Source organism: Psychrobacter sp. AOP22-C1-C5 (assembly GCF_052378885.1).
Lineage (GTDB): Bacteria > Pseudomonadota > Gammaproteobacteria > Pseudomonadales > Moraxellaceae > Psychrobacter.
Window position 1 is genome coordinate 208,071 of record NZ_JBQSYC010000003.1, and the last position, 23,861, is coordinate 231,931.

At 42.7% G+C, this 23,861-nt stretch carries 21 protein-coding genes and 4 tRNA genes; 7 read left to right on the top strand and 18 right to left on the bottom strand.

Annotation, left to right across the window (positions count from 1 at the left end; all coding sequences use genetic code 11):
• The first annotated feature begins 30 nt into the window (after nucleotides 1–30).
• Nucleotides 31–600, top strand: a complete 570-nt coding sequence (locus ACT3TH_RS05645; protein WP_444754876.1) for a YggT family protein — start codon at nucleotides 31–33, stop codon at nucleotides 598–600.
• Nucleotides 601–785: 185 nt separating this feature from the next.
• Here the strand turns inward: ACT3TH_RS05645 and ACT3TH_RS05650 are convergent, their stop codons facing one another.
• Entirely contained in the window at nucleotides 786–1,580 is a 795-nt protein-coding gene (locus ACT3TH_RS05650) for a hydroxymethylpyrimidine/phosphomethylpyrimidine kinase (RefSeq protein ID WP_444754877.1), read from the bottom strand.
• Between the two features lie 336 nt (nucleotides 1,581–1,916).
• On the opposite strand from ACT3TH_RS05650, the gene ACT3TH_RS05655 reads away from it, so the two are divergent.
• From ACT3TH_RS05655 to ACT3TH_RS05665, 3 genes are all read left to right on the top strand, one after another.
• Nucleotides 1,917–2,006, top strand: a tRNA-Ser gene (locus ACT3TH_RS05655).
• A gap of 185 nt (nucleotides 2,007–2,191) precedes the next feature.
• A tRNA-Arg gene (locus ACT3TH_RS05660) sits at nucleotides 2,192–2,268 on the top strand.
• 249 nt (nucleotides 2,269–2,517) lie between these two features.
• Nucleotides 2,518–3,132 carry an RDD family protein gene (locus ACT3TH_RS05665; protein ID WP_444754878.1) on the top strand — a complete coding sequence of 205 codons (615 nt, stop codon included), beginning with the start codon at nucleotides 2,518–2,520 and terminating at the stop codon, nucleotides 3,130–3,132.
• Between the two features lie 63 nt (nucleotides 3,133–3,195).
• On the opposite strand, the gene ACT3TH_RS05670 is transcribed toward ACT3TH_RS05665, so the two are convergent.
• From ACT3TH_RS05670 to ACT3TH_RS05715, 10 genes are all read right to left on the bottom strand, one after another.
• Nucleotides 3,196–4,176, bottom strand: coding sequence for a calcium/sodium antiporter (locus ACT3TH_RS05670; protein ID WP_444754879.1), 981 nt, complete (start codon nucleotides 4,174–4,176; stop codon nucleotides 3,196–3,198).
• A gap of 203 nt (nucleotides 4,177–4,379) precedes the next feature.
• Nucleotides 4,380–4,760: an aspartate 1-decarboxylase gene (gene panD, locus ACT3TH_RS05675; RefSeq protein WP_010196068.1), complete on the bottom strand. Its 381-nt coding sequence runs from the start codon at nucleotides 4,758–4,760 to the stop codon at nucleotides 4,380–4,382.
• 100 nt (nucleotides 4,761–4,860) lie between these two features.
• Complete coding sequence (pth, locus tag ACT3TH_RS05680) at nucleotides 4,861–5,442, bottom strand: aminoacyl-tRNA hydrolase (protein ID WP_444754880.1); 582 nt, start codon at nucleotides 5,440–5,442, stop codon at nucleotides 4,861–4,863.
• A gap of 319 nt (nucleotides 5,443–5,761) precedes the next feature.
• A complete protein-coding gene (locus tag ACT3TH_RS05685) occupies nucleotides 5,762–6,445 on the bottom strand; it encodes a 50S ribosomal protein L25/general stress protein Ctc (protein WP_444754881.1) in 684 nt (227 codons plus the stop codon).
• Between the two features lie 391 nt (nucleotides 6,446–6,836).
• The gene (locus ACT3TH_RS05690; protein ID WP_444754882.1) at nucleotides 6,837–7,784 is read right to left on the bottom strand and encodes a ribose-phosphate pyrophosphokinase; all 948 of its coding nucleotides are present in this window, start codon (nucleotides 7,782–7,784) and stop codon (nucleotides 6,837–6,839) included.
• A gap of 110 nt (nucleotides 7,785–7,894) precedes the next feature.
• Nucleotides 7,895–7,970: transfer RNA gene (locus ACT3TH_RS05695), tRNA-Gln, on the bottom strand.
• Nucleotides 7,971–8,220: 250 nt separating this feature from the next.
• Nucleotides 8,221–8,296, bottom strand: a tRNA-Gln gene (locus ACT3TH_RS05700).
• A gap of 99 nt (nucleotides 8,297–8,395) precedes the next feature.
• On the bottom strand, nucleotides 8,396–9,364 hold the full coding sequence (gene ispE / locus ACT3TH_RS05705) for a 4-(cytidine 5'-diphospho)-2-C-methyl-D-erythritol kinase (RefSeq protein WP_444754883.1): 969 nt from the start codon (nucleotides 9,362–9,364) through the stop codon (nucleotides 8,396–8,398).
• A 47-nt stretch (nucleotides 9,365–9,411) separates the two neighbouring features.
• Nucleotides 9,412–10,044: a lipoprotein insertase outer membrane protein LolB gene (gene lolB / locus ACT3TH_RS05710; RefSeq protein WP_444754884.1), complete on the bottom strand. Its 633-nt coding sequence runs from the start codon at nucleotides 10,042–10,044 to the stop codon at nucleotides 9,412–9,414.
• Nucleotides 10,045–10,204: 160 nt separating this feature from the next.
• Nucleotides 10,205–12,157, bottom strand: coding sequence for a tetratricopeptide repeat protein (locus tag ACT3TH_RS05715; RefSeq protein WP_444754885.1), 1,953 nt, complete (start codon nucleotides 12,155–12,157; stop codon nucleotides 10,205–10,207).
• 563 nt (nucleotides 12,158–12,720) lie between these two features.
• Between ACT3TH_RS05715 and hemA the strand changes: the two genes are divergently transcribed.
• From hemA to ACT3TH_RS05730, 3 genes are all read left to right on the top strand, one after another.
• Nucleotides 12,721–14,097 carry a glutamyl-tRNA reductase gene (gene hemA / locus ACT3TH_RS05720; RefSeq protein ID WP_444754886.1) on the top strand — a complete coding sequence of 459 codons (1,377 nt, stop codon included), beginning with the start codon at nucleotides 12,721–12,723 and terminating at the stop codon, nucleotides 14,095–14,097.
• Nucleotides 14,098–14,413: 316 nt separating this feature from the next.
• A complete protein-coding gene (locus tag ACT3TH_RS05725; protein ID WP_444754887.1) occupies nucleotides 14,414–15,550 on the top strand; it encodes an aminotransferase class V-fold PLP-dependent enzyme in 1,137 nt (378 codons plus the stop codon).
• Nucleotides 15,551–15,877: 327 nt separating this feature from the next.
• Entirely contained in the window at nucleotides 15,878–18,007 is a 2,130-nt protein-coding gene (locus ACT3TH_RS05730) for an FAD-dependent oxidoreductase (protein ID WP_444754888.1), read from the top strand.
• Nucleotides 18,008–18,160: 153 nt separating this feature from the next.
• On the opposite strand, the gene ACT3TH_RS05735 is transcribed toward ACT3TH_RS05730, so the two are convergent.
• From ACT3TH_RS05735 to ACT3TH_RS05765, 7 genes are all read right to left on the bottom strand, one after another.
• On the bottom strand, nucleotides 18,161–18,928 hold the full coding sequence (locus ACT3TH_RS05735; protein WP_444754889.1) for a lysozyme inhibitor LprI family protein: 768 nt from the start codon (nucleotides 18,926–18,928) through the stop codon (nucleotides 18,161–18,163).
• 78 nt (nucleotides 18,929–19,006) lie between these two features.
• Complete coding sequence (locus ACT3TH_RS05740) at nucleotides 19,007–19,423, bottom strand: VOC family protein (RefSeq protein ID WP_444754890.1); 417 nt, start codon at nucleotides 19,421–19,423, stop codon at nucleotides 19,007–19,009.
• A 49-nt stretch (nucleotides 19,424–19,472) separates the two neighbouring features.
• Entirely contained in the window at nucleotides 19,473–19,877 is a 405-nt protein-coding gene (locus ACT3TH_RS05745) for a hypothetical protein (RefSeq protein WP_444754891.1), read from the bottom strand.
• A gap of 115 nt (nucleotides 19,878–19,992) precedes the next feature.
• Nucleotides 19,993–20,769, bottom strand: coding sequence for a tetratricopeptide repeat protein (locus tag ACT3TH_RS05750; protein ID WP_444754892.1), 777 nt, complete (start codon nucleotides 20,767–20,769; stop codon nucleotides 19,993–19,995).
• 79 nt (nucleotides 20,770–20,848) lie between these two features.
• Entirely contained in the window at nucleotides 20,849–21,319 is a 471-nt protein-coding gene (locus ACT3TH_RS05755) for a hypothetical protein (protein WP_444754893.1), read from the bottom strand.
• On the bottom strand, nucleotides 21,300–22,451 hold the full coding sequence (locus ACT3TH_RS05760) for a PAAR domain-containing protein (protein WP_444754894.1): 1,152 nt from the start codon (nucleotides 22,449–22,451) through the stop codon (nucleotides 21,300–21,302). Before ACT3TH_RS05760 ends, ACT3TH_RS05755 begins: the two co-directional genes overlap by 20 nt.
• A 218-nt stretch (nucleotides 22,452–22,669) precedes the next feature.
• On the bottom strand, nucleotides 22,670–23,674 hold the full coding sequence (locus tag ACT3TH_RS05765) for a lipoate--protein ligase (protein WP_444754895.1): 1,005 nt from the start codon (nucleotides 23,672–23,674) through the stop codon (nucleotides 22,670–22,672).
• Nucleotides 23,675–23,861: the final 187 nt, after the last annotated feature.

The window sequence follows — 23,861 nt, forward strand, 5'->3', positions numbered from 1 at the left end:
TGTTAATAATGTCACATTGAGTAGCACTTCATGAACAACATGTTATTTCAAATCTTTGATTTGGTCACCACCTTCGCCATGATGTTGGTGTTCATTCGCTTTATGCTACAGTTTGCAGGCATGGATGCCAAAAATCCTATGATTGCCCCGGCCTACAAAGCGACCCACATCGTTGATGTCTTTGGGCGTATTTTTCCAACCGTCGGACAAGGTCGTATCAGTATTGCCGCCATCGTGCTGATGTTTTTGATTCGTCTGATCGATATCGCTGGTAAAGCCGCTTTGACTCATAAAGGTATTGCCCCTGTCCCGTTATTTTTTACCGGTACTACCAGTTTGCTTTTAGACTTTTTGCGCATGTGCCGTTATTTGGTGATAGGATCTATTATCGTCAGCTGGATTGTGGTGTTTACGCAATCCCAGCATCCGATTATCGGCATTATTATTAACCTCGCTGAGCCGATTTTGGCACCGTTTCGACGTATTACGCCAAACTTAGGCATGCTTGATTTGTCACCAATGGTCGCTTTCTTGGCTTTTTACTTGCTCGAGATATTCATTGGCGGTTTGGCAGCGAACTTTATGCCAATGTTGGGTTAAGTCAGTGTTAGGCTAAGCCAATGTTGGGTCAAAGCCAGTTAGTTGAAGAAACACTGACTACCAGATAAGACTGTAAAGCAAAAAAGGCGTTCTATTTATATAGAGCGCCTTTTTTATATTAGGAGTGCGATAAAGTGTTTGTCTTTGCTTCATTTAGGATGGAGTATAAATAAAAGACACGGCGACTAAACGCGGGCAAAGCGATTGGGAATCAATTGGGCGCTGGCACTATTAGGATGAGGAACATCAGCAGCGCGTAAAGTTTGAGTAATCCAACTGTCTGCTGCTTTGACAGCCTCGATCAGCACATCTCCCATCGCTAAGCGACCTGCGATAAAGCTCGCCAGTGAGCAGCCTGAACCATGAAATTCGCCTGTTAAACGCGGTAAAATACTCTGATGCACCATCTCACCCTCTACATATAGATATTGCTCGATATCCCCGCTATCAAAGTCATGAGAGGTCTTTACCAACACGGCATAAGTACCTTGCGCACATAAGGTTTGCGCGCCAATATGCAAGTCTTGCTCGCCGCTTAAGGCACGAAGCTCATGAGTGTTTGGGGTGACTAAGGTGGCATAAGGCAAAAGCTTGCGAAAGGCTGTCACCAAGGTCTGCTCATCGCCTAAGCTGCCGCCACTATTGGCGACCAATACAGGGTCTAATACAAAAGGGGTACCGTCAGCGATAGTATGGTCAGCAAATAAGCGAGTCAGCAAGGCAACATTATCCGTGGTGCCAAGCATGCCAGATTTGATCACGCCAACTGTTAAATCGTCAAGCACCGTCGTCGCTTGTGCTTCCACCAGATCCGATGAACACGCTTCAAAGCCAAACACTTGCTGCGAGCTTTGGATAGTAATCGCTGTACAAGCAACGGTGGCGTGCGCACCTGCCTGACCGATGGCTTCAATATCTGCTTGTAGTCCAGCACCGCCTGATGGGTCTAACCCTGAAAAACACAGTACCACTGGTCGCATAGCCCCTCCTTTTATATATGCCAAAATAAGTAACGGATACTATAGCCATCCATTGCTAAAAAATCCACAGTCGTTTAAATCACACACTCAAATAATTTAGTTGCCAATTAAACAACACAGCTTCCTAAGGTATAGACCTGATTTTTATCAGTATTTTGAGATTTTAAAAGAGTAAAGGATCTGATAAATAAATAATTATTATAAAAGCATCATTAAAACGGCACACAACGCTTGCAATTCGTTTTGGCTTTGCTATAATACTCGCCCACGGCATAAGACGTATCGTTAGCATCGATACTGTGTTTATAGTTATTTTATAAGCGTTTTATATCGTTCGGTGAAGTGGGTGAGTGGCTGAAACCAGTTCCCTGCTAAGGAACCATACGTGTAAGCGTATCGAGGGTTCGAATCCCTCCTTCACCGCCATTTATTCAGTTGTTGTTAGAGTAGTAACGCAGTATATTGGCGTTAACGACCTTTAATTTTATTAAAAAAATTAATTTTATTTTAATAAAAAAAGATGTTGACACAAGCGATATTATCTATATAATGACCAACCTAATTTACTGCAAATGTTATTTAATAAATGCAGTAAGTGATGTGCAAAGTACGCGCTTGTAGCTCAGTTGGATAGAGCACTTGGCTACGAACTAAGGGGTCGGGAGTTCGAATCTCTCCAAGCGCACCATTTGCATAATAGCTTATTTATAAGCTTAAGAAACACTAAATCAATCGCCTGTCTTATGACATTCTGGCGATTTTTTTATGTCTGTCAATTTTTTTTAATGCATTATCATTGAGCTAAGGGACATCTTAGGATAATGTACTATAAGACCGTGAATTACGGTACAATAGAGCCACTATTCACTGCTTGCTATGAGCCGGTACCATGTCAAAAAGTTTATCTAAACGCCCCTCAAAAACTGTCAAGAAATCAATGCCTAAGCACGATCTATCTGTACAGCAAGCCTTAGATGAAGAACCAACGATTGCTAAGCCGACGACTCGCGTTGTGGCCATTATCTATGATGGTATGTTGATTTTGGCATTGTTATTTTTGGTAGGAACGATACTCACCGTAGTGGGTACACTGCTAACTATGGAGACGGGCACGCAGTCATCGCAAGCACAGTCGCTACCGACATGGTATCAGAATGTGATTATGACACCCTCTTTTGTACTGACGCTCGTGGCGTTTTATGGAATTTTTTGGCGGCGCGGTGGGCAGACATTAGGGATGCAAACATGGCGACTAAAAACCGTGAATAATTCAGGTCATCTTCTGACATGGGGCCAGTCTTTTAAACGAATTTTGGCCGCTTGTTTGATGCCGTTGATTTTTGGCATTATTGGCAGTTTGATCGGTGGGACACGTACTTTATTATTAACCAGTGCCTTTTTGGGGTTGGTATTCAATTATGCGTTTTGCTTGTTTAATCGTCGCGGCCTTGCGGTACAAGACATGCTGTCCAACACCATTACCCTAAAAATGCCAAAAGTGGCACATGAAGGGTTATGGCGTGGCTTTAAAAATCGCAAGAAAAGTCAGTAAAGTCGTTACTGTGCCGATGGTTTAGATGTATTCAAATAATTTAGCGTTTGTGGCTTTAAAAAACTACATATTAACCGTTTGAATCAACCATCCTGTATAACCCACAAAAAAGAGCACCAATGTGGTACCAGCAGGACGGCCAAATGGACGCTTGGTCATAAATGCAAAGACGCATAAAGCGGCAAGCAACAAAGTAATCAGACCCATTGTGAGTACATCACGAGACAAGATAACAGGATTGACGGTAATTGGTGCAACCAATGCGGCAAGACCGACGACGCCCAACGTATTGAAGATATTCGAGCCGATAATATTGCCCAATGCCATATCGTGCTCGCCTTTGCGGGCCGCTGACAAGCTTGATACCAGCTCAGGCAATGACGTACCAATCGCGACAATTGTCAATCCGATGATCAACTCACTCAGTCCCCAAAACGTGGCTAATTCTACCGCACCCCAAACGATGGCACGCGAGCTTATAACCAGCATAAGAATACCGATAAACAAACCACCAAGCCCTCGTGCGACGCTTTGCTCTGCTTGAGCTGCCTCAGTGCCATCTACTAAAACTTCTCCTTCGTGCTCATGATAGCCTTCTCGTAGGCTGAGCACTATCTGCATTGCCAGTACCCCGACCAACAACAATAGCAGTATGAGACCATTAGCTACTCCCAACATGCCATCACGTAGCTGCCATGCGGCGATGGCCGTGACCCCTATTAGAAGAGGCAGATCGCGCTTTACGATGGCCTTACGGATGATAATAGGGCTGATCAACACCGTTGCGCCCAGTACTAAAGCGATATTGATGATATTGGAGCCGTAAGCGTTACCCAATGCCAATTCCGGCCTGCCATCTATCGCGGCCAACACTGATACCACCATTTCAGGTGCTGACGTTCCTATTCCTAAGATCAAAACACCGATTAAAAAACTAGGCACACTGAACTTTTTTGCCAGTGTTGTTGCCCCATCGATAAAAACATCTGCACTCCAAACCAAAACTCCCAATCCAATCAGTATTGCAATCACTGCCAACCACATCGGTATCATTCCTTATTTTTGATTAAAATTTGTCATAAAAAGTATAAATTCGCCATGTAAAATGGCATAAAAAAAGCTGAATCTGCGTACAGATTCAGCTTTCATATTAGCATAAAGGTTTTGGTTAAATAATGACAATAACTTCAACAGCTTAGTCAATTCCTTACCATGGCTTTATTCAAATATTTTTGTATTTTATCAATCTAAGCCACTTGCACAGGAATAATATTAGCAGTGTCTTTTACGGTGTTGTCTTCGTTACAATAGACCAGTTTTGGCTGGTACGTCGACGCTTCTACTTCGTCAAAATGGGCATAAGCGCAGATAATGACGATGTCACCCAAATCTGCCATATGAGCGGCAGCGCCATTTAATGAGATGATCCCAGAGCCAGCTTCAGCGCGGATAGCGTAGGTGCGAAAGCGTTTGCCATTGGTCACATTATAAATATCGATGGATTCATTTTCGCGCAATCCAGCAAGATCCAACAAATCGCCGTCGATACCGCACGACCCTTCATAATGCAGTTCGGCATGAGTGACGCGAGCGCGGTGCAATTTGCATTTGAGCATATTAAGTAGCATAGGTTACTTCCTTAGCGTAGCTGATATTGATTTACTAGATCAATAGGTTAATAGGGATTAACTTGCTAAAATAAAAGATTGCTGACTGGTAAGTACAATTTTATTCAGGCAGTTTAAAACCGTTAATTTGCGAACGAGCTTTTTCAATATCACCATCTAATAATAAGGGTAGCGCTTCAAAAGCAGCTGTCAGAGCACTGTCAATGGCAATTTGCTCATCAGGCGCAGCTTTTGAGAGAACGTGTCCACTCACTTTTGATTTGTGACCAGGATGACCGATACCAACGCGCAGACGATGAAAATCATTGCCAATGTGAGGCGTGATATCACGCAGTCCATTATGACCGCCATGTCCGCCATCGGTTTTGAGTTTGATACTACCAGCAGGAATGTCAAGCTCATCATGAGCGATCAACAACTCATCATTATCAATGCTATAAAATTTCACCATCGGCACTACTGACTGACCAGACTTATTCATAAAGGTGAGGGGCATCAATAGACGCACATCAGACCCATGAATGCGCCCGCGTCCAGTCACGCCATGAAATTTTTTGTCATGGGAGAGGGTGATATTGAACTCTTGAGCCAAATGATGGACAAACCAAAACCCAGCATTGTGACGCGTAAACATGTACTCCTGACCAGGATTACCGAGACCGACAATAAGCTTTATGGCCATAAAAATACCCTGCTTAGATTTAAGAAATAGGTAGTAAGATTTGATACAACAAAAGACATAGGCGACTCAATATAAAATGAGCTCAGTGCTGCTAGGATAAATTTTCGTAGCATCTGTTTGCATAAGCACAGCAAGAAAGACAAATTTATTCTTGCAGCACGTTATGATAGTTGTGCTTCTTTTATTTAAAATGGACTATATCGTATTTGCTCAAACCTTACTTACAAAAACAGCAGGAGATAAAAATCACCTGCTGTTTTTTTGACTGAATGAATCATCGACCACACATACTACAATAAGTAGCTATATGGATAAATGATTATTCTTCGTCTTTGTTTTCTTCAGCGCCGTCATTTTGCTCGATGGCTGGTACTTCGTCAGCATCAACGTCGTCAGTGCTTTCGTCAACTTCTTCAACCGTTGGTGGCTGCATGTTAACGATAGTACGGTCATGGCCGTCTTCTAACTCAAGCTCATGAATAACAACGCCTTCAGGTAGTTTGATATCTGATAAACGGAACAAATCACCGATTTCCATACCAGATACATCTATTTCTAGGTACTCAGGCAATTGTGATGGTAAGCAGATGATTTCGATATCAGAAACAAGCGTTGATAGGATACCAGCAGCAGCTGTACCTGGCGCATCTTCACGACCAACAAAATGCACAGGAACATTCATGTGGATTTTTTGACCTTTTACAACGCGCTGAAAATCAGCATGCATTGGGAAGCCTTTTGCAGGGTGACGCTGCAAGTCTTTGATAACTGCTTGATGCTCTTCGCCATCAACATTGATGGTCAAGATGTGCGAGAAAAACGCTTCGAATTCAAGTGCTTTTACCAATTCGTTGATCTTGATAGAGATCGCTGTTGGTTCTTCGTTACCACCATAAATGATAGCAGGAACTAGATTCTGCTTACGTAGGCGGCGGCTCGCACCTTTACCTTGTAGTTCAGCAGAACGATCAACTGCGTTTAGTTCAAAATGATTAATGCTCATGGATATAATCCTATAAAAAAAATGAGGAAGTGTCTGGTCATAAAAAGTGGATTTGCGACCAATCCACTAATGGGTGTTGATAGCTAAAACTTGTCGTTGTTCATAATACTTACAACGCTCAAATTTTGCCATTTGCTCATCCTAACGAGTGATATGATAGTCATTGGCAGTCGTTATGGGTAAGCATGATCAGCACTTTTAATAACGCCGACCTAATAACATCAAAAACGGTCGACACAGGCGCGCATTATACGTGGTTTTATAACAATAATAAAGACCTACGCAAAATGACTGTGCAAAACTGTCAATCAAAAAAAGCGCCAAGTGATGACACTTGACGCTCTATTTTCGATTCTTTGCCATAACTAGTATGATTGTTTAAAAATACAACTTAAACGTCAAACATCGCACTGATAGATTCTTCGTTATTGATACGGCGTAAGCTCTCAGCTAGCATCGGTGCGATACTCACTTGACGAATTTTGGTACAGGCTTTGGCTTCAGCTGACAATGGAATGGTATCGGTCACGACGACTTCATCTAAAGCCGATTCGTTGATGTTTTTCAACGCATTACCTGATAGGACAGGGTGAGTAATGTAGGCCAAAACGCGGCGTGCACCATTTTGTTTGAGTGCTTCAGCAGCTTTACATAGCGTACCTGCGGTATCAACCATATCATCAACAATCACACAATCACGATCACGCACGTCACCGATGATGTGCATGACTTGCGACTCATTGGCACGCGCACGGCGCTTATCGATGATTGCCATATCGGTATCACCCAATTGCTTGGCCATTGCACGCGCACGAACCACGCCGCCTACATCAGGTGAGACTACCATGATGTTGTCATAATCTTGTTTTTGTAAGTCATTCAATAGCACAGGCGTGCCATAGATGTTATCAACAGGGATATCAAAGAAACCTTGAATCTGATCTGAGTGCAAATCAACGGTCATCACGCGATCGATACTGACGATGTTTAGCATGTCAGCGACAACTTTGGCCGAGATGGGTACACGAGCTGAGCGTGGACGACGGTCTTGACGAGCATAGCCAAAGTAAGGCATGACGGCTGTGATACGACCAGCACTAGAGCGACGCAAAGCGTCCGCCATCATCATGATTTCCATTAAGTTGTCATTGGTCGGTGCACAAGTAGGCTGCATGATAAACACGTCTTTACCACGTACGTGTTCTTTGATTTCCACGGCAATTTCGCCATCAGAAAAACGCGTGATGTCAGCTTTACCAAGAGGTATATGAAGATGATCGGCTACGGTTTTTGCTAATTCAGGGTGGGCATTACCCGTAAAAATCGCCAAATAAGGCATGACAGAAGTCCTATTGATTGACTCAAGCAGCGACCGCTAAGCAGTGTCAAACTGCTCAAATTAAGAAAAGAGTGGTGAAAAGGGTTGAAGTATACTATTACAGTAAAAAATGGCAGGGGTAGCTGGACTCGAACCAACGGATGTCAGGATCAAAACCTGATGCCTTACCAACTTGGCTATACCCCTGTAATGTCTAGGCTGTGTACGTCCGATATCTAATCACAACTTTTAATGATTGTCATTCTTAGACTGGTGTCACGACCTGTTAGTTATCTAAAAAACGGATAAACCGTCTAAAATATAACTTTTCCCTAGCGGTGTTCATTGCGAACTATACCGAAACTGGGATAACGTTGTCAATGACAATAAGATAAGTGACGGTCTATAAAATAAACCACTTACAATCAGTGTCTATCAAACGCTTTGAACTTAAAAATGGCAGGGGTAGCTGGACTCGAACCAACGGATGTCAGGATCAAAACCTGATGCCTTACCAACTTGGCTATACCCCTATTAAGGCGACCTATTATAAGTAAATTTTCAGATTATGCAAGTGCTTTGCGCCTTTTTCTGGGATTTATTCGTAATGGGGTGGTATCAATGCTAGCTTATCAAAATTTCCGCTTTAGGCTCTCCACCACATACCCCGCACAAGGCGCATCTTTAACCCACTTTGCCAACAGCGTTTCATCGTTGGCAACGCTCGCATCCAAAGGTAAAAACACTGCGCTACCAGAGCCAGTCATGCGTGCTGTACCCAGTGCTTGCGCCTCTAAGCCTTGCAAATAACTCAAAGCTTCTTTTACAGCGGATGCAAGACTAGTCACCACTGGTGTAAAGACATTTTGATAAGGTGCGAGTGAAGTTTGGATATAATGGTTGGATTGACTTTGAATGGTTTCAATCGACAACGAAGCGATATCTCGCTGTAGTATTGGGTGCGCGAACAGCTCGGCCGTATTGATATGTGCATCAGGCGTCAATACCAAATACTGTTGATCAGACAAGTCAATGGCGGTCAATTGCTCACCGATGCCCATACCAATCGCATCTTGCCCAAAAATAAAAATAGGCACGTCTGCGCCAATCCTTGCGCCAATAGACATTAACTTATCGCGCGTAAAGTTAAGCTGCCAGATCTCATTGAGCACGAACATGGTCGTTGCAGCGTTGGAAGAACCGCCACCCAATCCTGCCCCCATTGGTAAGTGCTTATCTAAAGTAATATGAACTTGCGAAAGGCTCTCTGGTAATTTACTCAACTCTAAAGCTGCCACAAGTAAGGCGCGTGCCGCTTTGAAAATTAAATTGTCATGGATATTGGTGGTGATGGTTTCAGCGCCTGCCAATGCTATAAGACAACCACAAAGCGTCTCTACATCCGATGTATTAGTTGTATCGACCGTATTATCTGCTACAGAAAAATGCAAATAATCACCCCAATTAAGCAGGCGAAAAACAGTTTGCAAATCATGATAACCATCAGCGCGCTTGCCAGTGATATGCAAAAACAAATTGATCTTTGCGGGCGATAAACGGGTGATAACAGAAGCAGATGAAGCGGCTAGGTTCTCAGTCATAAAAAGCGGTCTTAAAAAGCAGTGGTTGTGGATGTATCAATAATTGCTTAATGGTTGATCGTCATCACAACCTTATTGCCTTGTGACTGTACAGCGGTGATTTTATTCGGCAATTTATCCGAGCCTTTATAAGTGAAGCTGGCACGCCATTCGCCATTTACTGAGCTGATCAGACGGTTTTGGGAATCAAGTTGTGGTGCGCTGTCTGACGGCGCTGGACGACCAGATATCCAGTACGGCAGTTGCGAGATGGGTGCTTGCCAGCCAGTGGCTTTTTGCAACAAGGTCTCAGGATCATCAGCGGTTAAGGTTCCAGTCTTTTCACTGACCAAAGTAGCCGTTTGACCGTTGTATTCTATATTGGTTTTACCAATGCCAAGAGCACCAATTAATTCAATCGCGAATCGATCATTTTCTTGTCCCCATGCATAAAACGCACTACCGCCTTGGGTGCCTGTGCTGTCATTCGCCGGAGTCGTGACACCGATTTTGCCGGTAATATTAAAGTTTTCAAGCTTCTTTGGTTGCTCAGCATTTTGGCCCTGGACTGTCGTCATTGGCTGGTTGGCGGCGTTGCCCGTTTTTAACGATTGGCAACCAGAAGTAATGACCATCGCAGCTGTCATAGCAGTAAACAGAGCCAATTTATTGTGCTTATAAGACGATTTGAATAACGACATGATGTTTCCTCAAAAATGGACAAATCTACAAAGATATTAGCTTAAATCTAATTTGTTACTCAGTTATACGTGGTTGTTAGCTTCTTATAAGAGCCTTGTAATCATATTGCCCAAGCGTTTTAGCTAACTCAAGACGCTTTATCTAATGCAAAACATTTTATTAATATAATTGTATACGGTCATTAATATTGCGCTGTCCGAATGAGAAACGCTGCTGCAAATCTGTCAGTAATGCTTCGACTTTTTCGTTATCACCTAAACCTTGATAGGCGCGTAGCAATAAGGTTCCTGAACGCAGGCTAGGTAACACATCGTAAGGCGTTTGTAGATAATCGATAACTTGTTGATAATCTTTGTTGGCAAGTGAATCGCTGGCCAGTATGTTAAGTGCTTGTAGGTGCAACTCATTGTCATAGCGCGGGTCATCATAACGAATTTGAATAATGGCCGTTGCTAACGCCAATCCTTGCTCGGAGCTACGTTCATTGGCAAGCAGGAGCTGGGCGTAACTTAACTGGTAAGACAAGTTGTTGGGATCTAGTGCTTGCAAATGATTGAGCAATGTCCGCTTCACTATATAGTCGTTTTTGTCATCAAGGAGCTGAGCGCGTGCAAACAATAACGCTTCATTGTCTGGATATTTACGAGCCGCTCGAGTGAGAAGACGCAATGCTTCTTCAGGTTCGTTTTGCTGCCATAAAATATCGGCTTGGATCACAAACGTATCAGGAGCAAATACACTAAAGTCTTTACGCAATTTTTCTAGAGTGGCTATGGCGGCATCGATATCGTCGTTCACCAATTCAAAGGCCACTACTTTTCTACGTGCTTCTAACACCAAATCTTCTTGCATTACGCCATTAAAATAGTATTTGGCTTGCTCAAAGTGCTGTTGGCGCTCGGCACTGATACCAAGGTAGTAGTAGGCGCGATCAAGATAAGCGGGTGTTTTGGCAAGCGCATTAAGTAGCTGGTCGGCGCTCTCGTATTTTTCGATATCTAAGCTTACCAATGCCGCAAGCAGCGTAATCTCAGCGTCATCACTAAAACGCTCATGAGCTTTGAGCAATAATTCCCACGCCTCTTGGCTTTGCTTTAAATCTAGCAAATAGCGAATCTCATAAAGATATAAGCTTTTACTGTCTGGATTGCGCAAGCGTGCTTGGCTGAGGTAATTCACAACGGTTTCGGCCGTAACAATTTTGCGTAATATGTCTGCTTTTAAAGTGATAAAAGGGACATAATCTGGTTGATGTTCTAAAGCACGATTGATATGCACGATGGCAATCTCAGGCTCATTGAACTGATAGAGCAAACCTGCTTTTAAGACAGACAATGACGCGTTTTGTTCGCTATCAAGTGGCTGCAAAGCGGCGAGTAACTCACGCTTGTCCTCATCATTGTTTGGATAAATGCCGATGAGGATTTCACTCAAATCTGCCCGCGGGTCATAACGCAGAATACGGTTGAGCGTCTCACCCGCTAAGAGATAATCGTGTGCGCGTAACGCCAAGTGCGCGACATAAAACCAAGCGGGCACATGATCAGGGTTTTGGTCTTGCCATGACTTAGCAAAGTGTAATGAGTCTTCAACCCTTTCAGTGCGCAAGGATAGGCTCAATGCTCTTTCAAACACGGCAGTCGCATCTTCTTTAAAGGACTGCTGTTTGTAAATAGTCACGGCTCGTCGTTTGTCACCGCGATCCGCTGCAAACTCTGCATCCAACAAGGCGTACAAACTTGGCTCATTAGACTCAGACTGCCATAAACTTGCTGGTGCTAGGCTATCGATGTTTTTGACATCTTCTATCAACTCTTCGCTATCATCAACAGAGGGATCAATAGATTCATTGTGATCCATCACAGTATTACTTTTAAGAGGGATTGAGATAGCAGCTACATTTTCTTCTAGCGCAGTATCAGCGTGATTGGCATGGGCTGGGGTTATCAGGCACAGACAAACGGCCAACGATAAGGTTAGCTTGTAACGTTGGCACAGTCTGTCGATAACGGCCTGCCATAAAGCACGAAAGCTAGACTGGTCGTCATGCACAAGTGGTGATCGAAGCTGTGATCGACACTGAAATTGAAATAGTGACCCAAAAAACATCATAGATAGCCGTATTCGCCCATTGCTTATCTATAATGATAAAGCAATTTTATTTTAATCATGTCAATGAAATTTTGGTAGCAAGTACCCATGACAAACATTATACGAGTAGAGTAAGACGATAAACAATAGCGCCCATGTTACTGTGAGATTGGCAAAATACCTCCACTTACCGCTCTGTCATCAGGAATCAGTTACCACTGATAAAATCTGCTGACGACTAAAATGCGCTTTGTTTTTCTCTAACTAGGAATGTGCTTGTAACGCTTTGAAAATATAGCAAGTTACCGTGAACTAAGCGACCAATTTGTGTCTACTTATACGGCTATGGGGTGAAACTTAACCATTGGTTTTATCAATCATATAAGTTGTTGATTTGTGACATATGCGCCCAGATACAAGCAAATGCGCCTCATAGAGGGGCGAGTGTTAATTAAAGCTGGCAATAATGATATAATAAGCGATTTTTAGAATCTTCCTCTCAGCCATGTCGTCCAAAACTGTCTTTTAGAACTAATCAGATAGCGCGGTTGGTAGGTGAGCGTCATGTTTATGGTCTATCAATAATGAGATTAGTGGTCATTGGGGTCAATCACAAAACCGCACCAGTCGCTCTGCGAGAGCGCTTGGCGCTTGTGGGTGAAGATGTGACCGTCGCTCTCAAACAATTAGAAACCTTTAATGATGGCAGCGTGATTGTTTCTACTTGCAATCGCACTGAGATTTATGCGCTCGTCCCAGAAGCACTGACGGTACAAGATACAGCCTCACAAACATATACACAGGTTGCTGAGACCACGCATGCTATGAGCAGTGGCAATGTTTCTGCCGCTGTCATCAGCGCTCACATTGTCAAGATTAAAACGTGGCTGGCCGATTTCAAGCACTTGTCACTGACTGACATTGATCCGTATCTCTATGTACACCGTGATACTCATGCCTTGACTCATTGGCTTAGGGTCGCAGCAGGGCTGGATTCGATGATATTGGGTGAGCCGCAGATACTTGGTCAAATCAAACGTTCAGTACACCTTGCGCAAGACCAAAACACGTTGAGTAATCAGCTTGGCTGGATCGTGGATCAAGTGTTTGCAGCGGCAAAACGCGTGCGTAGTGAAACTAAGGTGGGTGCTCAAGCGGTTTCTTTGAGCTTTGCGGCGGCAAAATTGGTCACGCAAATATTTGATGATTTGGCCAGTCGCACTTTATTGATTGTCGCAGCGGGTGAGATGAATCGTTTGGTCGCCACGCACATTGCTGGACTTGGAGTAGGGCGCGTTATTATTTGTAACCGCAATCCTGAACGAGCAGAAGCACTGGCGGCTGAACTGCGCCATCCCAATCGCCGAGTAGAAGTCAGAACCTTACAAGAATTACCGCAAGTGCTGGCAGAAGCCGATATTGTCAGTAGTTGTAGCGGTAGTATGGATTTATTGATTGATAAAACCATGACGGTACAGGCGCTAAAGCGTCGTCGTTATCAGCCTATGCTCATGATTGATTTGGCAGTACCGCGCGATATTGATTCAAACATCAGCCGCATTGATGATATCTATTTATATTCTGTCGATGACTTACAGCATGTCATCGCTGGTAATATCGAACAGCGCAGGCAAGCGGCCGTAGATGCGGAGCTGCTGGTCAGTCAATTGGTCGTTGAGATGGATCGTCGCTTTCAAGTGCGACAGGTGGGCAAAGACATTCAGCAATATCGAGCGCGTACCCATGAGCAAGTGGATAAGCTGCTGCATGAGTCTATTACCAAATTGCAGGAAGGCAATACTAGCCCTGAAGATATCATCGTGGAGCTATCACGGCGTTTGACACAATCGCTGACACACGCACCATCAAAGCTTATGCGCAAAGCGGCTCGCGAGGGTGATAGTGAATTACTCGATTTTGTGGTTTCAGGACTGAAAGACTCTCATCGTGGTCATCAATAGTAACTTGTTATTTCTCAGTAATTTTAATTATTAACCCTTTCTAATGAGTATCCTCTCTAATTATTAAACGACCTCGTTTATAACATCATTCTAATGACTGCGCGTGCTGTCATTACGTGAACGCGTCGTCGTCATTCTTTTGCATTATCTCTATCAATCTATAGTAGTATTTAATGATCCTATTAATTAACAAGACTAATAGTTGGCTAAGTTCGCTGATAGGATTTGGCTGAGCTGGTCAAAATAGTACATAGATTTTGTTGTAATTAATTTAAGAGAAATATTCAATGATTTAACCCTAAACTAGGAGTGTCCGATGACCGCATTACGTCAAGATATTGATCCAAACGGCTTGTTAGAGTATTCAGTGGTCTACACCGACCGTGCCCTTAACCATATGTCTAAAGTCTTTCAGCAAGTGATGAATGACTTGTCTCGCGAACTAAAATCCGTGTACAACGCTGACGCCGTCGTGATTGTGCCCGGTGCTGGCACGTATGGTATGGAAGCGGTTGCCCGTCAATTGGCGCAAGATGAAGACTGTCTCATTATCCGTAACGGCTGGTTCAGTTATCGCTGGACGCAAATCCTAGAAAAGGGCAAGATTGCCAAATCATCTACTGTGCTGACCGCTGAACGTGCGGATGACAGTGAGTCGCCAAAACCTTTCGCGCCAGTGGATATCGACAAGGCAGTTGCCAAGATTAAAGACGAAAAACCCGCCCTTGTGTTTGCCCCGCATGTCGAAACCTCATCGGGTATCATTTTATCTAAAGACTATATCAAGGCGTTGAGCGAAGCTGTCCATAGCGTGGGCGGCTTGCTTGTTATTGACTGCATCGCCTCTGGTTGTGTCTGGTTGGATATGCAAGATTTGGGTATTGACGTTCTTATCAGTGCTCCGCAAAAAGGCTGGAGTAGTACCCCTTGTGCCGGTCTTGTGATGCTAAGTGACGCGGCTATCAAAAAAGTAGACAGCACCGAGTCGGACAGCTTTAGTTTAGACTTAAAGCAATGGCTAAATATCATGCGCGCTTATGAGAATGGCGGTCACGCGTATCATGCAACCATGCCGACTGACAGCTTACGCCAATTCCGCGACACCTTATTGGAAGCCAAAGAGATTGGTTTTGATAAATTGTGTGACGCCCAGTGGGAATTAGGCAAGCGTATCCGCAAGCTATTGGTAGGTAAAGGCGTTGAAAGCGTTGCCGCGGAAGGGTTTGAAGCGCCAGGTGTGGTCGTCTCTTATACCGATCGTGATGATATGCATAAAGGTAGTGCTTTCGCTGAAGCAGGTATGCAAATTGCTGCTGGCGTCCCGCTAAAAGTGGGCGAGCCTGATAACTTTAAGACGTTCCGTCTGGGTCTGTTTGGTCTGGATAAATTGACGGACGTTGATGGTGCAGTTACGCGTTTTGAATCAGCGCTTGATACCGTGTTGGCAAAATAGGTCGATTTACCAATCAATTTATTCAAATTATCGAATGTTCAATAAAAATACTGAACCGTGCTGGGTTCAGTATTTTTTTGTCTTGTATCAAATTTGGCTTAAAATAAAATAATTATGCTGCCATGAACTTTCCTAACTTGCTGCGCCGTTGCAGACAGATGCTTCGCAAAACTCATCCCAACAACCTTGTATTCTTTTAACCATCATAGTGTTCACTCATCAGTCGCTTGTCTGCATAGCTGATGATAATAGCGGTGTGTTACGATGACAGTAACGCTAACTCCTATCGCATGTTTAGTTTCACAACCGTTTCATAAGGAAAATGATATGACCGCCAGCGCCAATACGATTGATACTGCTAGCACCAACGAACACTATCCGCATTTGTTTGAGCCGCTAGATTTAGGCTTTACCACGTTAAAAAACCGTTTGGTCATGGGTTCTATGCATACTGGCCTTGAAGACCGTTTTTATAATTACGGTAAGCTTGCCGCTTATTTTGCCGAGCGCGCCAAAGGCGGCGTGGCAATGATGATTACGGGCGGCATATCGCCCAATCGCGAAGGCTGGCTGCTACCTGCTGGCGGTACAATGAACACCAAAACTGACGTGCTCAATCATCAGCGTGTCACGCGTGCTGCTCACAAGTACGACAGCAAAATCATCATGCAAATCTTGCACAGTGGACGCTACGGCTATCATCCTTTTGTCGTATCAGCCAGTCCTATCAAGTCACCAATCTCACCTTTTAAACCACGTAAGATGAGCATCAAAAACATCGAGCAAACGGTCAAAGACTATGCCCGTTCGGCACGTTTGGCCAAGCAGGCGGGTTATGATGGCGTTGAAATCATGGGTTCTGAAGGCTATTTGATTAATCAGTTTTTGTCACGTCATGTCAACAAGCGTACGGACGAATATGGTGGTGATATTGACGGTCGTATGAAGTTTGCGGTAGACATTGTCAAAGCCGTACGCGAAGCGGTCGGGACAGATTTTATTATTTTGTTTCGCTTATCTGTCATTGACTTGGTCAAAGATGGTAACGTCATGGACGAAGTCATCACGGTTGCCAAAGCGCTGGAAGCGGCTGGCGTGACCATTATGAATACTGGTATTGGCTGGCATGAAGCGCGTGTACCAACCATTGTGACGAGTGTACCGCGTGCCGCCTTTGTTGATTTTAGTGCTGAGATTAAAAAGCATATCAGCATCCCGATGATGGCGGCCAATCGTATCAATATGCCAGAAACGGCCGAAGAAATTCTCGCTAGTGGTCAAGCGGATATGATTCAAATGGCGCGTCCGTTCTTAGCCGATCCAAACTGGGTTAATAAAGCCAAAAACGGTCAAGCAGATCGCATCAATACCTGTATCGCTTGTAACCAAGCTTGTCTCGATCACACCTTTGAGCACAAACGCTCAACCTGTTTGGTCAATCCGCAAGCTTGCTATGAGACGGAGTTGGTATACAAAAAGGCGAAAAAACCTAAAAAGGTGGCGGTCATCGGTGGCGGGGTGGCTGGCATGTCAGCGGCGCACGTGGCCGCGCTACGTGGTCATGACGTCACGCTGTTTGAAGCCAAAGACATCTTGGGTGGGCAGTTTAACTATGCCAAAGTGATCCCAGGTAAAGAAGAGTTCTTTGAAACGATTCGCTACTATATCAATGAGCTTGAGCATCTAGGCGTTGAGGTGAAACTCAATACCAAAGTCGATAAAGCCATGCTTGAGAAAGCCAAGTTTCATCATGTGATCGTTGCAACGGGCGTCGTACCGAGAAGTCTGGCAGGTAAGCTTGAAGGAGCAGATTTGCCGCAAGTTATGAGTTATGCTGAACTCCTCTCTGGTGAAAAGTCTGTTGGCGATACCGTGGCGGTCATTGGGGCGGGCGGTATTGGCTTTGATGTCAGTGAATACCTCACCGCGCGTCACGGTCAGCCACTTGATGAGCTAGGCCCTGAGCTGCTAAAAGACCCAAGCTACCGTCCAAATCCTCAGTCGGTCAGCGAGTGGCGCGAAGAGTGGGGTGTGACAGAGGATAATAATTATCAAACCGATGGTGGTTTAATTAAGCCTGAAGGCATCAAACCGATTCGTCAAGTCTATCTCATGCAGCGTACCAAGGGTCGTTTGGGCGGCGGCTTGAATAAAACCACAGGCTGGGTACATCGTGCCCATGTCAAATCGCACGGTGTTATCCAAGTATCGGGCGCACAGTATAATAAAATCACCAATGAAGGGATTTGGATCACCAACAACCAAGGACAAACGCAGCTGTTGCGTGTCGATAGCGTCGTCGTCTGTGCTGGTCAAGAGTCGGTGGTTGAGCTAATGCCAAACGTGGGTGATGCACCAGACGCGCAATATCATCTGATTGGCGGAGCCAAACTTGCGGCCGAGCTGGATGCCAAGCGCGCAATTCGTGATGGGGCAGAGGTCGCTGCGAGTATTTAGATTTAACGTCAAGATTTACAATAGTAGCTTAAAATAAAAAACGGCAGAGAAGTAATTTTTTGCCGTTTTTTTGATCTCGTAAAGTTAGCCTCTTAGATTAGAGTTTCAGTTCAGCTTTTAATAGTCATGAGAAAATTAAGAGATTCGGCGCACTTATTCTCGTTCTAATACGATACCGTCAAAATAGCCTCGCATACCACAATGTAATTCTCTATATTTATTATCCATGTCTTTTAATAATAATTGAGGCTTACCTTTATATAGTGCTGGATACAAACGCAATTCAGCGGTTTTATCTTGCTGATCATCATTGATGACCCAATGGTTCTGTGACCATATTGCTTTGCTCGCTTCAATCTCACAGGTATGTCCATTAGTAAAAATTAAAATCCCCTCGATAATGGCAAGATAAGGCTTATTAACGACCCTATGAATCGAGACACTATTTGTTGTCTTTGCTATTACCTTCCAGTTGTTAGTTTCCGAGCTATACATCGGAACGTCCACATCTTGAGAAAACTCACCAAATGAATTTTTGCTAGGTAAATTAGAACGATTTAGCTTATCTGTAAAATCCCAAGCCACACCATGATAATTTTTATCTTCAATATACTCTTTATATTCCCGGCTAAGGCATTCTGTATCTTTACAGGTATTGCGCTGAAATCTAAGCCAAAGTCGTTGATCGATAATCATATTACCTTTAAAGATTTCGCTGTCTTCGTAATCAGAAGTATTAGCGAGGTCTCGTTTATATTTTTCAGCCATAGCGTTATCAAGCGTTGATAATTCAGCATTTGCACAAATTGTTTTTTCTACCCAAGTATTGGCTTTGTTGCAATCAAAACTGGCTGCATTCGCTGTGGTAGATAATAGGGCAGTACCTAAAATATTTATGATGGCTAAAGACAGTTTTTTCATATTATTATCGTTTTTTATCGCTCAATTGTATTTTAATGAAGCCAGGGTAGAGAAAGGAGTAGTAGTTAGCAGCAAAACTCACCAACTACCTATATTTTCCATTGAAATCCATGGCTCAGCTGGAGCCAGATGCTCACCATCTTGTAGCAGCTCAATTGAGATATTGTTAGGGTCTTTGACAAAAGCCATATGCCCATCTCTAGGTGGTCGCAATATACTGACACCCGCTGCCATAAAGATGTCACATTGCGCGTAGATATCATCAACTTTAAAGGCAAAGTGGCCAAAATTTCTGCCGTTTGGATACTCTTCCTCGTCCCAGTTATGAGTGAGTTCAATTTCTGGAGCACCTTCATGGGTCGCTAAAAAGTACAAACTGAATCTACCTGATTCAGAGTCCTTTTTTCTAAGAAGCTTTAAGCCCATCAGTTCACAGTAAAATCTTAACGTCTCTTCTAGTTTATTTGTTCTGATCATTGCATGTAAGTATTTCATAATCACGCCTTTAGGTTAATTCTGTCTAAAAAATCTTAGACAAAGTGGTTTAGTGTTTATAGTCATCACAATTAATACTTGAAGAGTATTCAGACTTTTTGATATCTATAGCATTATCACCACTCATCCAATTTCTTTTATCTTTCGGTATTTTCTTGCCGTTCAAATAATTTTCAAATTCTATAAAGTTCTCTGTTTCGAAAATATTTCCGTCACACACATTAATAAAAAAATAAATTATGTCGTCGCCTGTCGACGTTTCAAAATTCGTAGTTGAGCCATAAACATAAGGTTTCTGAACATACCAACTATCAACGGCTGTAACTTTGCCTGCCAGTTTTTCACCCTTATAAGTTAATTGGTAATTTTCGCTAGAGATATATCTCAGTTTTAACTTACCTAGGATTGGAGGTTGATATATCTTATGATCAAGGAGTAATAAAGTAAGAAACATAAGTATTATTAGGACGAATTTTTTTGACATGTTATATTTTTTTATCGCATAGCCGATTCAGATTATAATAGGCAATGCCTACTGAAATCTCATTTTTATCGTTGTTAATATCTTCTCAATTCTCTGAACTATCCTCTAAATTACCTAAGGTAAGACCAGTTTCTTGGGTACTATAGATAACGATGTTCTTATCATCGATTTTACCATTCATGACCAATTTACCGATGCGATTACTGGCTTCTTGATTGCCTTGGTCAGCTACCTTTTTATACCACTCAAAAGCTTTGTCGTAATCTTGCGGCACGCCATAACCATTCTCGTAGAGACCACCGATATTAAGTTGTGCTACATCTAAATCTTGATTGGCGGCTTTGGTATACCACTCTAAAGCTTTAGCATAGTTTTGTTTCACTCCTTGACCAAAGTAATATAGCTCACCAATATTATTTTGAGCATGAGAACTTCCATTGTTAGCTGCTACTAGATACCATTCCATTGCTTTTGGATAATCTTGCTCAATACCAATACTTTCATGATACATAACACCGAGATTGAATTGAGCATCAGCGTATCCTTGGTTGGCAGATTGTTGAACCCATTCAAATGCTTTCTGGTAATTTTGTTCAACACTACTTTGATAATACATAAAGCCTAGGTGAAGTTGAGCAGGGGCATAGCCTTGATTTGCAGCTTTTTTAAATAGGCTAAAGGCTTTTTCATAATCCTGAGGAACTGAATCGCCTTCATAGTAAGCAAGGCCAAGTTCGTACATTTCATTAGGGGTGCTTTGCTTAATATTTTTTGGATGCCCATAGTGATTCTGGTTTTGAGTATCTGCTGAATTAACAAATGAGGTTAATAATGCTAATAAAACTATCGTTTTGACAATCATAATATTTCTTATTGAGCAAAATTTTATTTGGTAGACTTATTGGGATTAAATTTTTTATGCTAGTTTATAAAGAGAGTTTTTATTTAATTGGATAAATAAATCTTTCAATAAATCTTAAGTTGTACTCTTTTTTATCATCCATCCCTCTTATTGTCACCGTATATTTGTCATTATTCAAAAAATTATACTTTCTTACATTCAATTCTGAAGAATGCTGATTCATACAGATACTTTCTCCTTCTTTTAATTTATAAAATTGATTAGGGGCTGTAGATGCTTGCCATACTAATTTATTAGATAATGGATCATCGCCACGTGTTACGTCTACATAAGATAGATTTATAAACTTTAAGTCTTCATATTTCTTTGTTGACGTTAGATAAGCAGTCTCAAAATTTGGTAAAAAGCACAATCCTTTCTCTTTATTATCTACCAGCTTAATGGCGCCGCCAATAGTTGGTCTATGAGACGGGTTGCTCTCACAAGCTGTGAGATTCAGAAAAACTGTTGCAACTATCAATAACTGACATCTAAGGTAGTAAGTTTGCATCTGAAGGGTCCTTAATGAAATTCGATAGTATGATTTTATAGATGTTCTGATTTGTCATGTAATGCGTACCTGATAGACTAACAATTCTATTGATATCAGTATCATGAAAGTAAGAATAATAATCTGCAATAATATCGCCTTGCTGCTCCATATTATAATCACCCAGCGCCTTGGAAGAATCTAGTACGTAATTATAGGGGTCACAGCCAGTCAGTTTGCACAATGGATGTAGCAAGGCACCTTTTATCATTACCGAGTAGCCTAACTGATGTTGCCAAACATGTACCATCTCATGCATAAATAAATGTCTTAAACTAGCATCAGCTCCGGTTGCTATAGAGTAATCCTCACGATAAAGCCCTGTTGGAAAATAAATTTCTCCATTAGGTGTCATTGCTGTATTGTCGTTTTGCAAACCAAAAGGCAAAAACTCGTCGTTATGTATATAGACATCGGAATAATCGATTGATTCAGCAAAGACGAGCTTTGCCATATCAATTTCTCCTATTGTTAAGGCACGTTTAGTCTGTAATTTGAACTGTTTAGTGCTGGTGTCGTTTGTAGGTGTCAAACTATGCGTAAATATTTTAAAGTTTGCGTCACTATTATTACTTTGAACAGGAACTTTGATGTTGACAGTAGTGGCTTGTGATAGCTCAATTTTTTTGGTATTGCCATATTCATCTGTCTTACCGTTTATAGCCCCAGTGGCATGTTCAATAATGTATTCTACAGATCTCAGTGGCTCACCAGTTAGTTCATCGATAAGCTGGAAAATATCATCGTAACGTTTCTCACCCATGACTTTATCAATAAAATCTTCGACTCCTCGCTTAATTTGTGCTGCCTGCGCAACACTCCCTACACTAAAGTCCGACTCCGCAAACGCTTGCTGATTGGCAATGAGTTTCGCGCCGCAGCTCGTCACATCGCCACCGCGTGCAATGGGTGCACCATCGACCACAAAAGAAGCGTCACCACTCACAATGGTGGTTACCTTTTTGCATTTTTTGCACATGACTTGGTCGCCCTTGCGAGCGACGGGGATACCGTTATGAGTGGTGTGCGGTGAGCCAGTGATTACTGTCCCGCCGTGAGAGGTCTTTGCGCCAACGGTGATATAGGCTGCCATAGTGCCACCTTAATAGAATGCTCAACGTTTAGATTCTGATCACGAATCTATTATTTGCAAGACATTATAGATGGCTAAAGCAATAAATATCAAACTTAAGTTTGTCTAAGTTTAAGCTCATATAGCAGTTTCATTTTATGTTGAATCTGGAAGTCATTGGATATAGGAGTGTAAAGAAAGTTAGACTGATTTTCTGAATAATAATAACGAGCAAAAATCTAACCTTCCATCTCACCAATCAGCCACTTTGATACATCGTCAATTTGCGCGGTCAATTCAGGATATCTTTGACTTAGTTCATCAAACCTCGCTTTGATATCGTCTTTATTATATTTAACGCCAGCCAAGGTCTGTTGCAACAGATCAATCAATTCAACATTCAGCGCATCGGAGAAAATGACCACTTCAGTAATAATAGCCTGCTTCACATCGAGATGCATATCGATAATGCCCCAATCAAAGCGCGTCTCAATGTGGTGGCTAAACTCAGGGGTTTTGCCAAAGCGCCAGTCCCAATCTGCCATTTGCTCATAGTATTTATTGAGCGTCGGCTGCTTTGCAAGGCTGGCTTCATCCAACTCTTCTACTGGCGCAGTTTCGCCATAATATTCACAGAATGCTTCGATAATCGCATCGGATAAGTTTTCGTGATTGATATCTTTATTAAACTCAACGAGGTTAGCGACGCGGGCGCGTACTGATTTAATACCCTTGGCTTTGAGTTTAAGCGGATGAGGATTGAGATAATCGCCCAGTTTTTGCATGTTGGCATTTACGAGTAATGTCCCATGATGAAAGCTGCGATCGGCTGCATGTTTAAAGGCATTGCCAGATATTTTCCGCTCACCAACCTGCATGTCGTTACGACCAGACAGCTCAGCATCTATACCTAATTTTTTTAGCGCATTGATAATGATTGTGAAATTCGCTTCTTGGTCGTAGCTATCTTTGGGTGATAAAAAGGTAAAGTTGGTGTTGCCCAAATCATGAAACACGGCGCCACCACCGCTCTGACGACGTGCCAAAAACACATCGTCTGCTTCCATCTTATCGATTTTGCATTCCACCCACGGGTTTTGTGAGCGCCCGATCACCACGGTTTCAGAGTTGCGCCATAAAAATAGCGTGTGCGAGTGGGCATCCAGTGCTTGGAAGATCCAGTCTTCGGTCGCAAGGTTAAACCAAGGATTGGTCACGGCAGATTTTAAAATACGCAGGTTCATTATTTATCCTTTTTAGAATATATTTTTGATTTGGATTTTATCAATAAGCTTATAAATTAGATAACCCCATTTTTACTGATGCGAGGTTGGAATTCAATGGGTGGTTGGTAGGGAGAATAGTTTGGGCCAGGTCGATTTATAGATAAAAACCCTCGATAAATACAAAAAATACAACACCCATTGAGCG

Excerpts from the sequence above, each read along its gene's own strand:
- ACT3TH_RS05645 (WP_444754876.1), top strand. The coding sequence starts at position 31 with ATGAACAACATGTTATTTCAAATCTTTGATTTGGTCACCACCTTCGCC.
- ACT3TH_RS05650 (WP_444754877.1), bottom strand. The coding sequence starts at position 1,580 with ATGCGACCAGTGGTACTGTGTTTTTCAGGGTTAGACCCATCAGGCGGT.
- ACT3TH_RS05665 (WP_444754878.1), top strand. The coding sequence starts at position 2,518 with ATGCCTAAGCACGATCTATCTGTACAGCAAGCCTTAGATGAAGAACCA.
- ACT3TH_RS05670 (WP_444754879.1), bottom strand. The coding sequence starts at position 4,176 with ATGTGGTTGGCAGTGATTGCAATACTGATTGGATTGGGAGTTTTGGTT.
- panD (WP_010196068.1), bottom strand. The coding sequence starts at position 4,760 with ATGCTACTTAATATGCTCAAATGCAAATTGCACCGCGCTCGCGTCACT.
- pth (WP_444754880.1), bottom strand. The coding sequence starts at position 5,442 with ATGGCCATAAAGCTTATTGTCGGTCTCGGTAATCCTGGTCAGGAGTAC.
- ACT3TH_RS05685 (WP_444754881.1), bottom strand. The coding sequence starts at position 6,445 with ATGAGCATTAATCATTTTGAACTAAACGCAGTTGATCGTTCTGCTGAA.
- ACT3TH_RS05690 (WP_444754882.1), bottom strand. The coding sequence starts at position 7,784 with ATGCCTTATTTGGCGATTTTTACGGGTAATGCCCACCCTGAATTAGCA.
- ispE (WP_444754883.1), bottom strand. The coding sequence starts at position 9,364 with ATGACTGAGAACCTAGCCGCTTCATCTGCTTCTGTTATCACCCGTTTA.
- lolB (WP_444754884.1), bottom strand. The coding sequence starts at position 10,044 with ATGTCGTTATTCAAATCGTCTTATAAGCACAATAAATTGGCTCTGTTT.
- ACT3TH_RS05715 (WP_444754885.1), bottom strand. The coding sequence starts at position 12,157 with ATGATGTTTTTTGGGTCACTATTTCAATTTCAGTGTCGATCACAGCTT.
- hemA (WP_444754886.1), top strand. The coding sequence starts at position 12,721 with ATGAGATTAGTGGTCATTGGGGTCAATCACAAAACCGCACCAGTCGCT.
- ACT3TH_RS05725 (WP_444754887.1), top strand. The coding sequence starts at position 14,414 with ATGACCGCATTACGTCAAGATATTGATCCAAACGGCTTGTTAGAGTAT.
- ACT3TH_RS05730 (WP_444754888.1), top strand. The coding sequence starts at position 15,878 with ATGACCGCCAGCGCCAATACGATTGATACTGCTAGCACCAACGAACAC.
- ACT3TH_RS05735 (WP_444754889.1), bottom strand. The coding sequence starts at position 18,928 with ATGAAAAAACTGTCTTTAGCCATCATAAATATTTTAGGTACTGCCCTA.
- ACT3TH_RS05740 (WP_444754890.1), bottom strand. The coding sequence starts at position 19,423 with ATGAAATACTTACATGCAATGATCAGAACAAATAAACTAGAAGAGACG.
- ACT3TH_RS05745 (WP_444754891.1), bottom strand. The coding sequence starts at position 19,877 with ATGTTTCTTACTTTATTACTCCTTGATCATAAGATATATCAACCTCCA.
- ACT3TH_RS05750 (WP_444754892.1), bottom strand. The coding sequence starts at position 20,769 with ATGATTGTCAAAACGATAGTTTTATTAGCATTATTAACCTCATTTGTT.
- ACT3TH_RS05755 (WP_444754893.1), bottom strand. The coding sequence starts at position 21,319 with ATGCAAACTTACTACCTTAGATGTCAGTTATTGATAGTTGCAACAGTT.
- ACT3TH_RS05760 (WP_444754894.1), bottom strand. The coding sequence starts at position 22,451 with ATGGCAGCCTATATCACCGTTGGCGCAAAGACCTCTCACGGCGGGACA.
- ACT3TH_RS05765 (WP_444754895.1), bottom strand. The coding sequence starts at position 23,674 with ATGAACCTGCGTATTTTAAAATCTGCCGTGACCAATCCTTGGTTTAAC.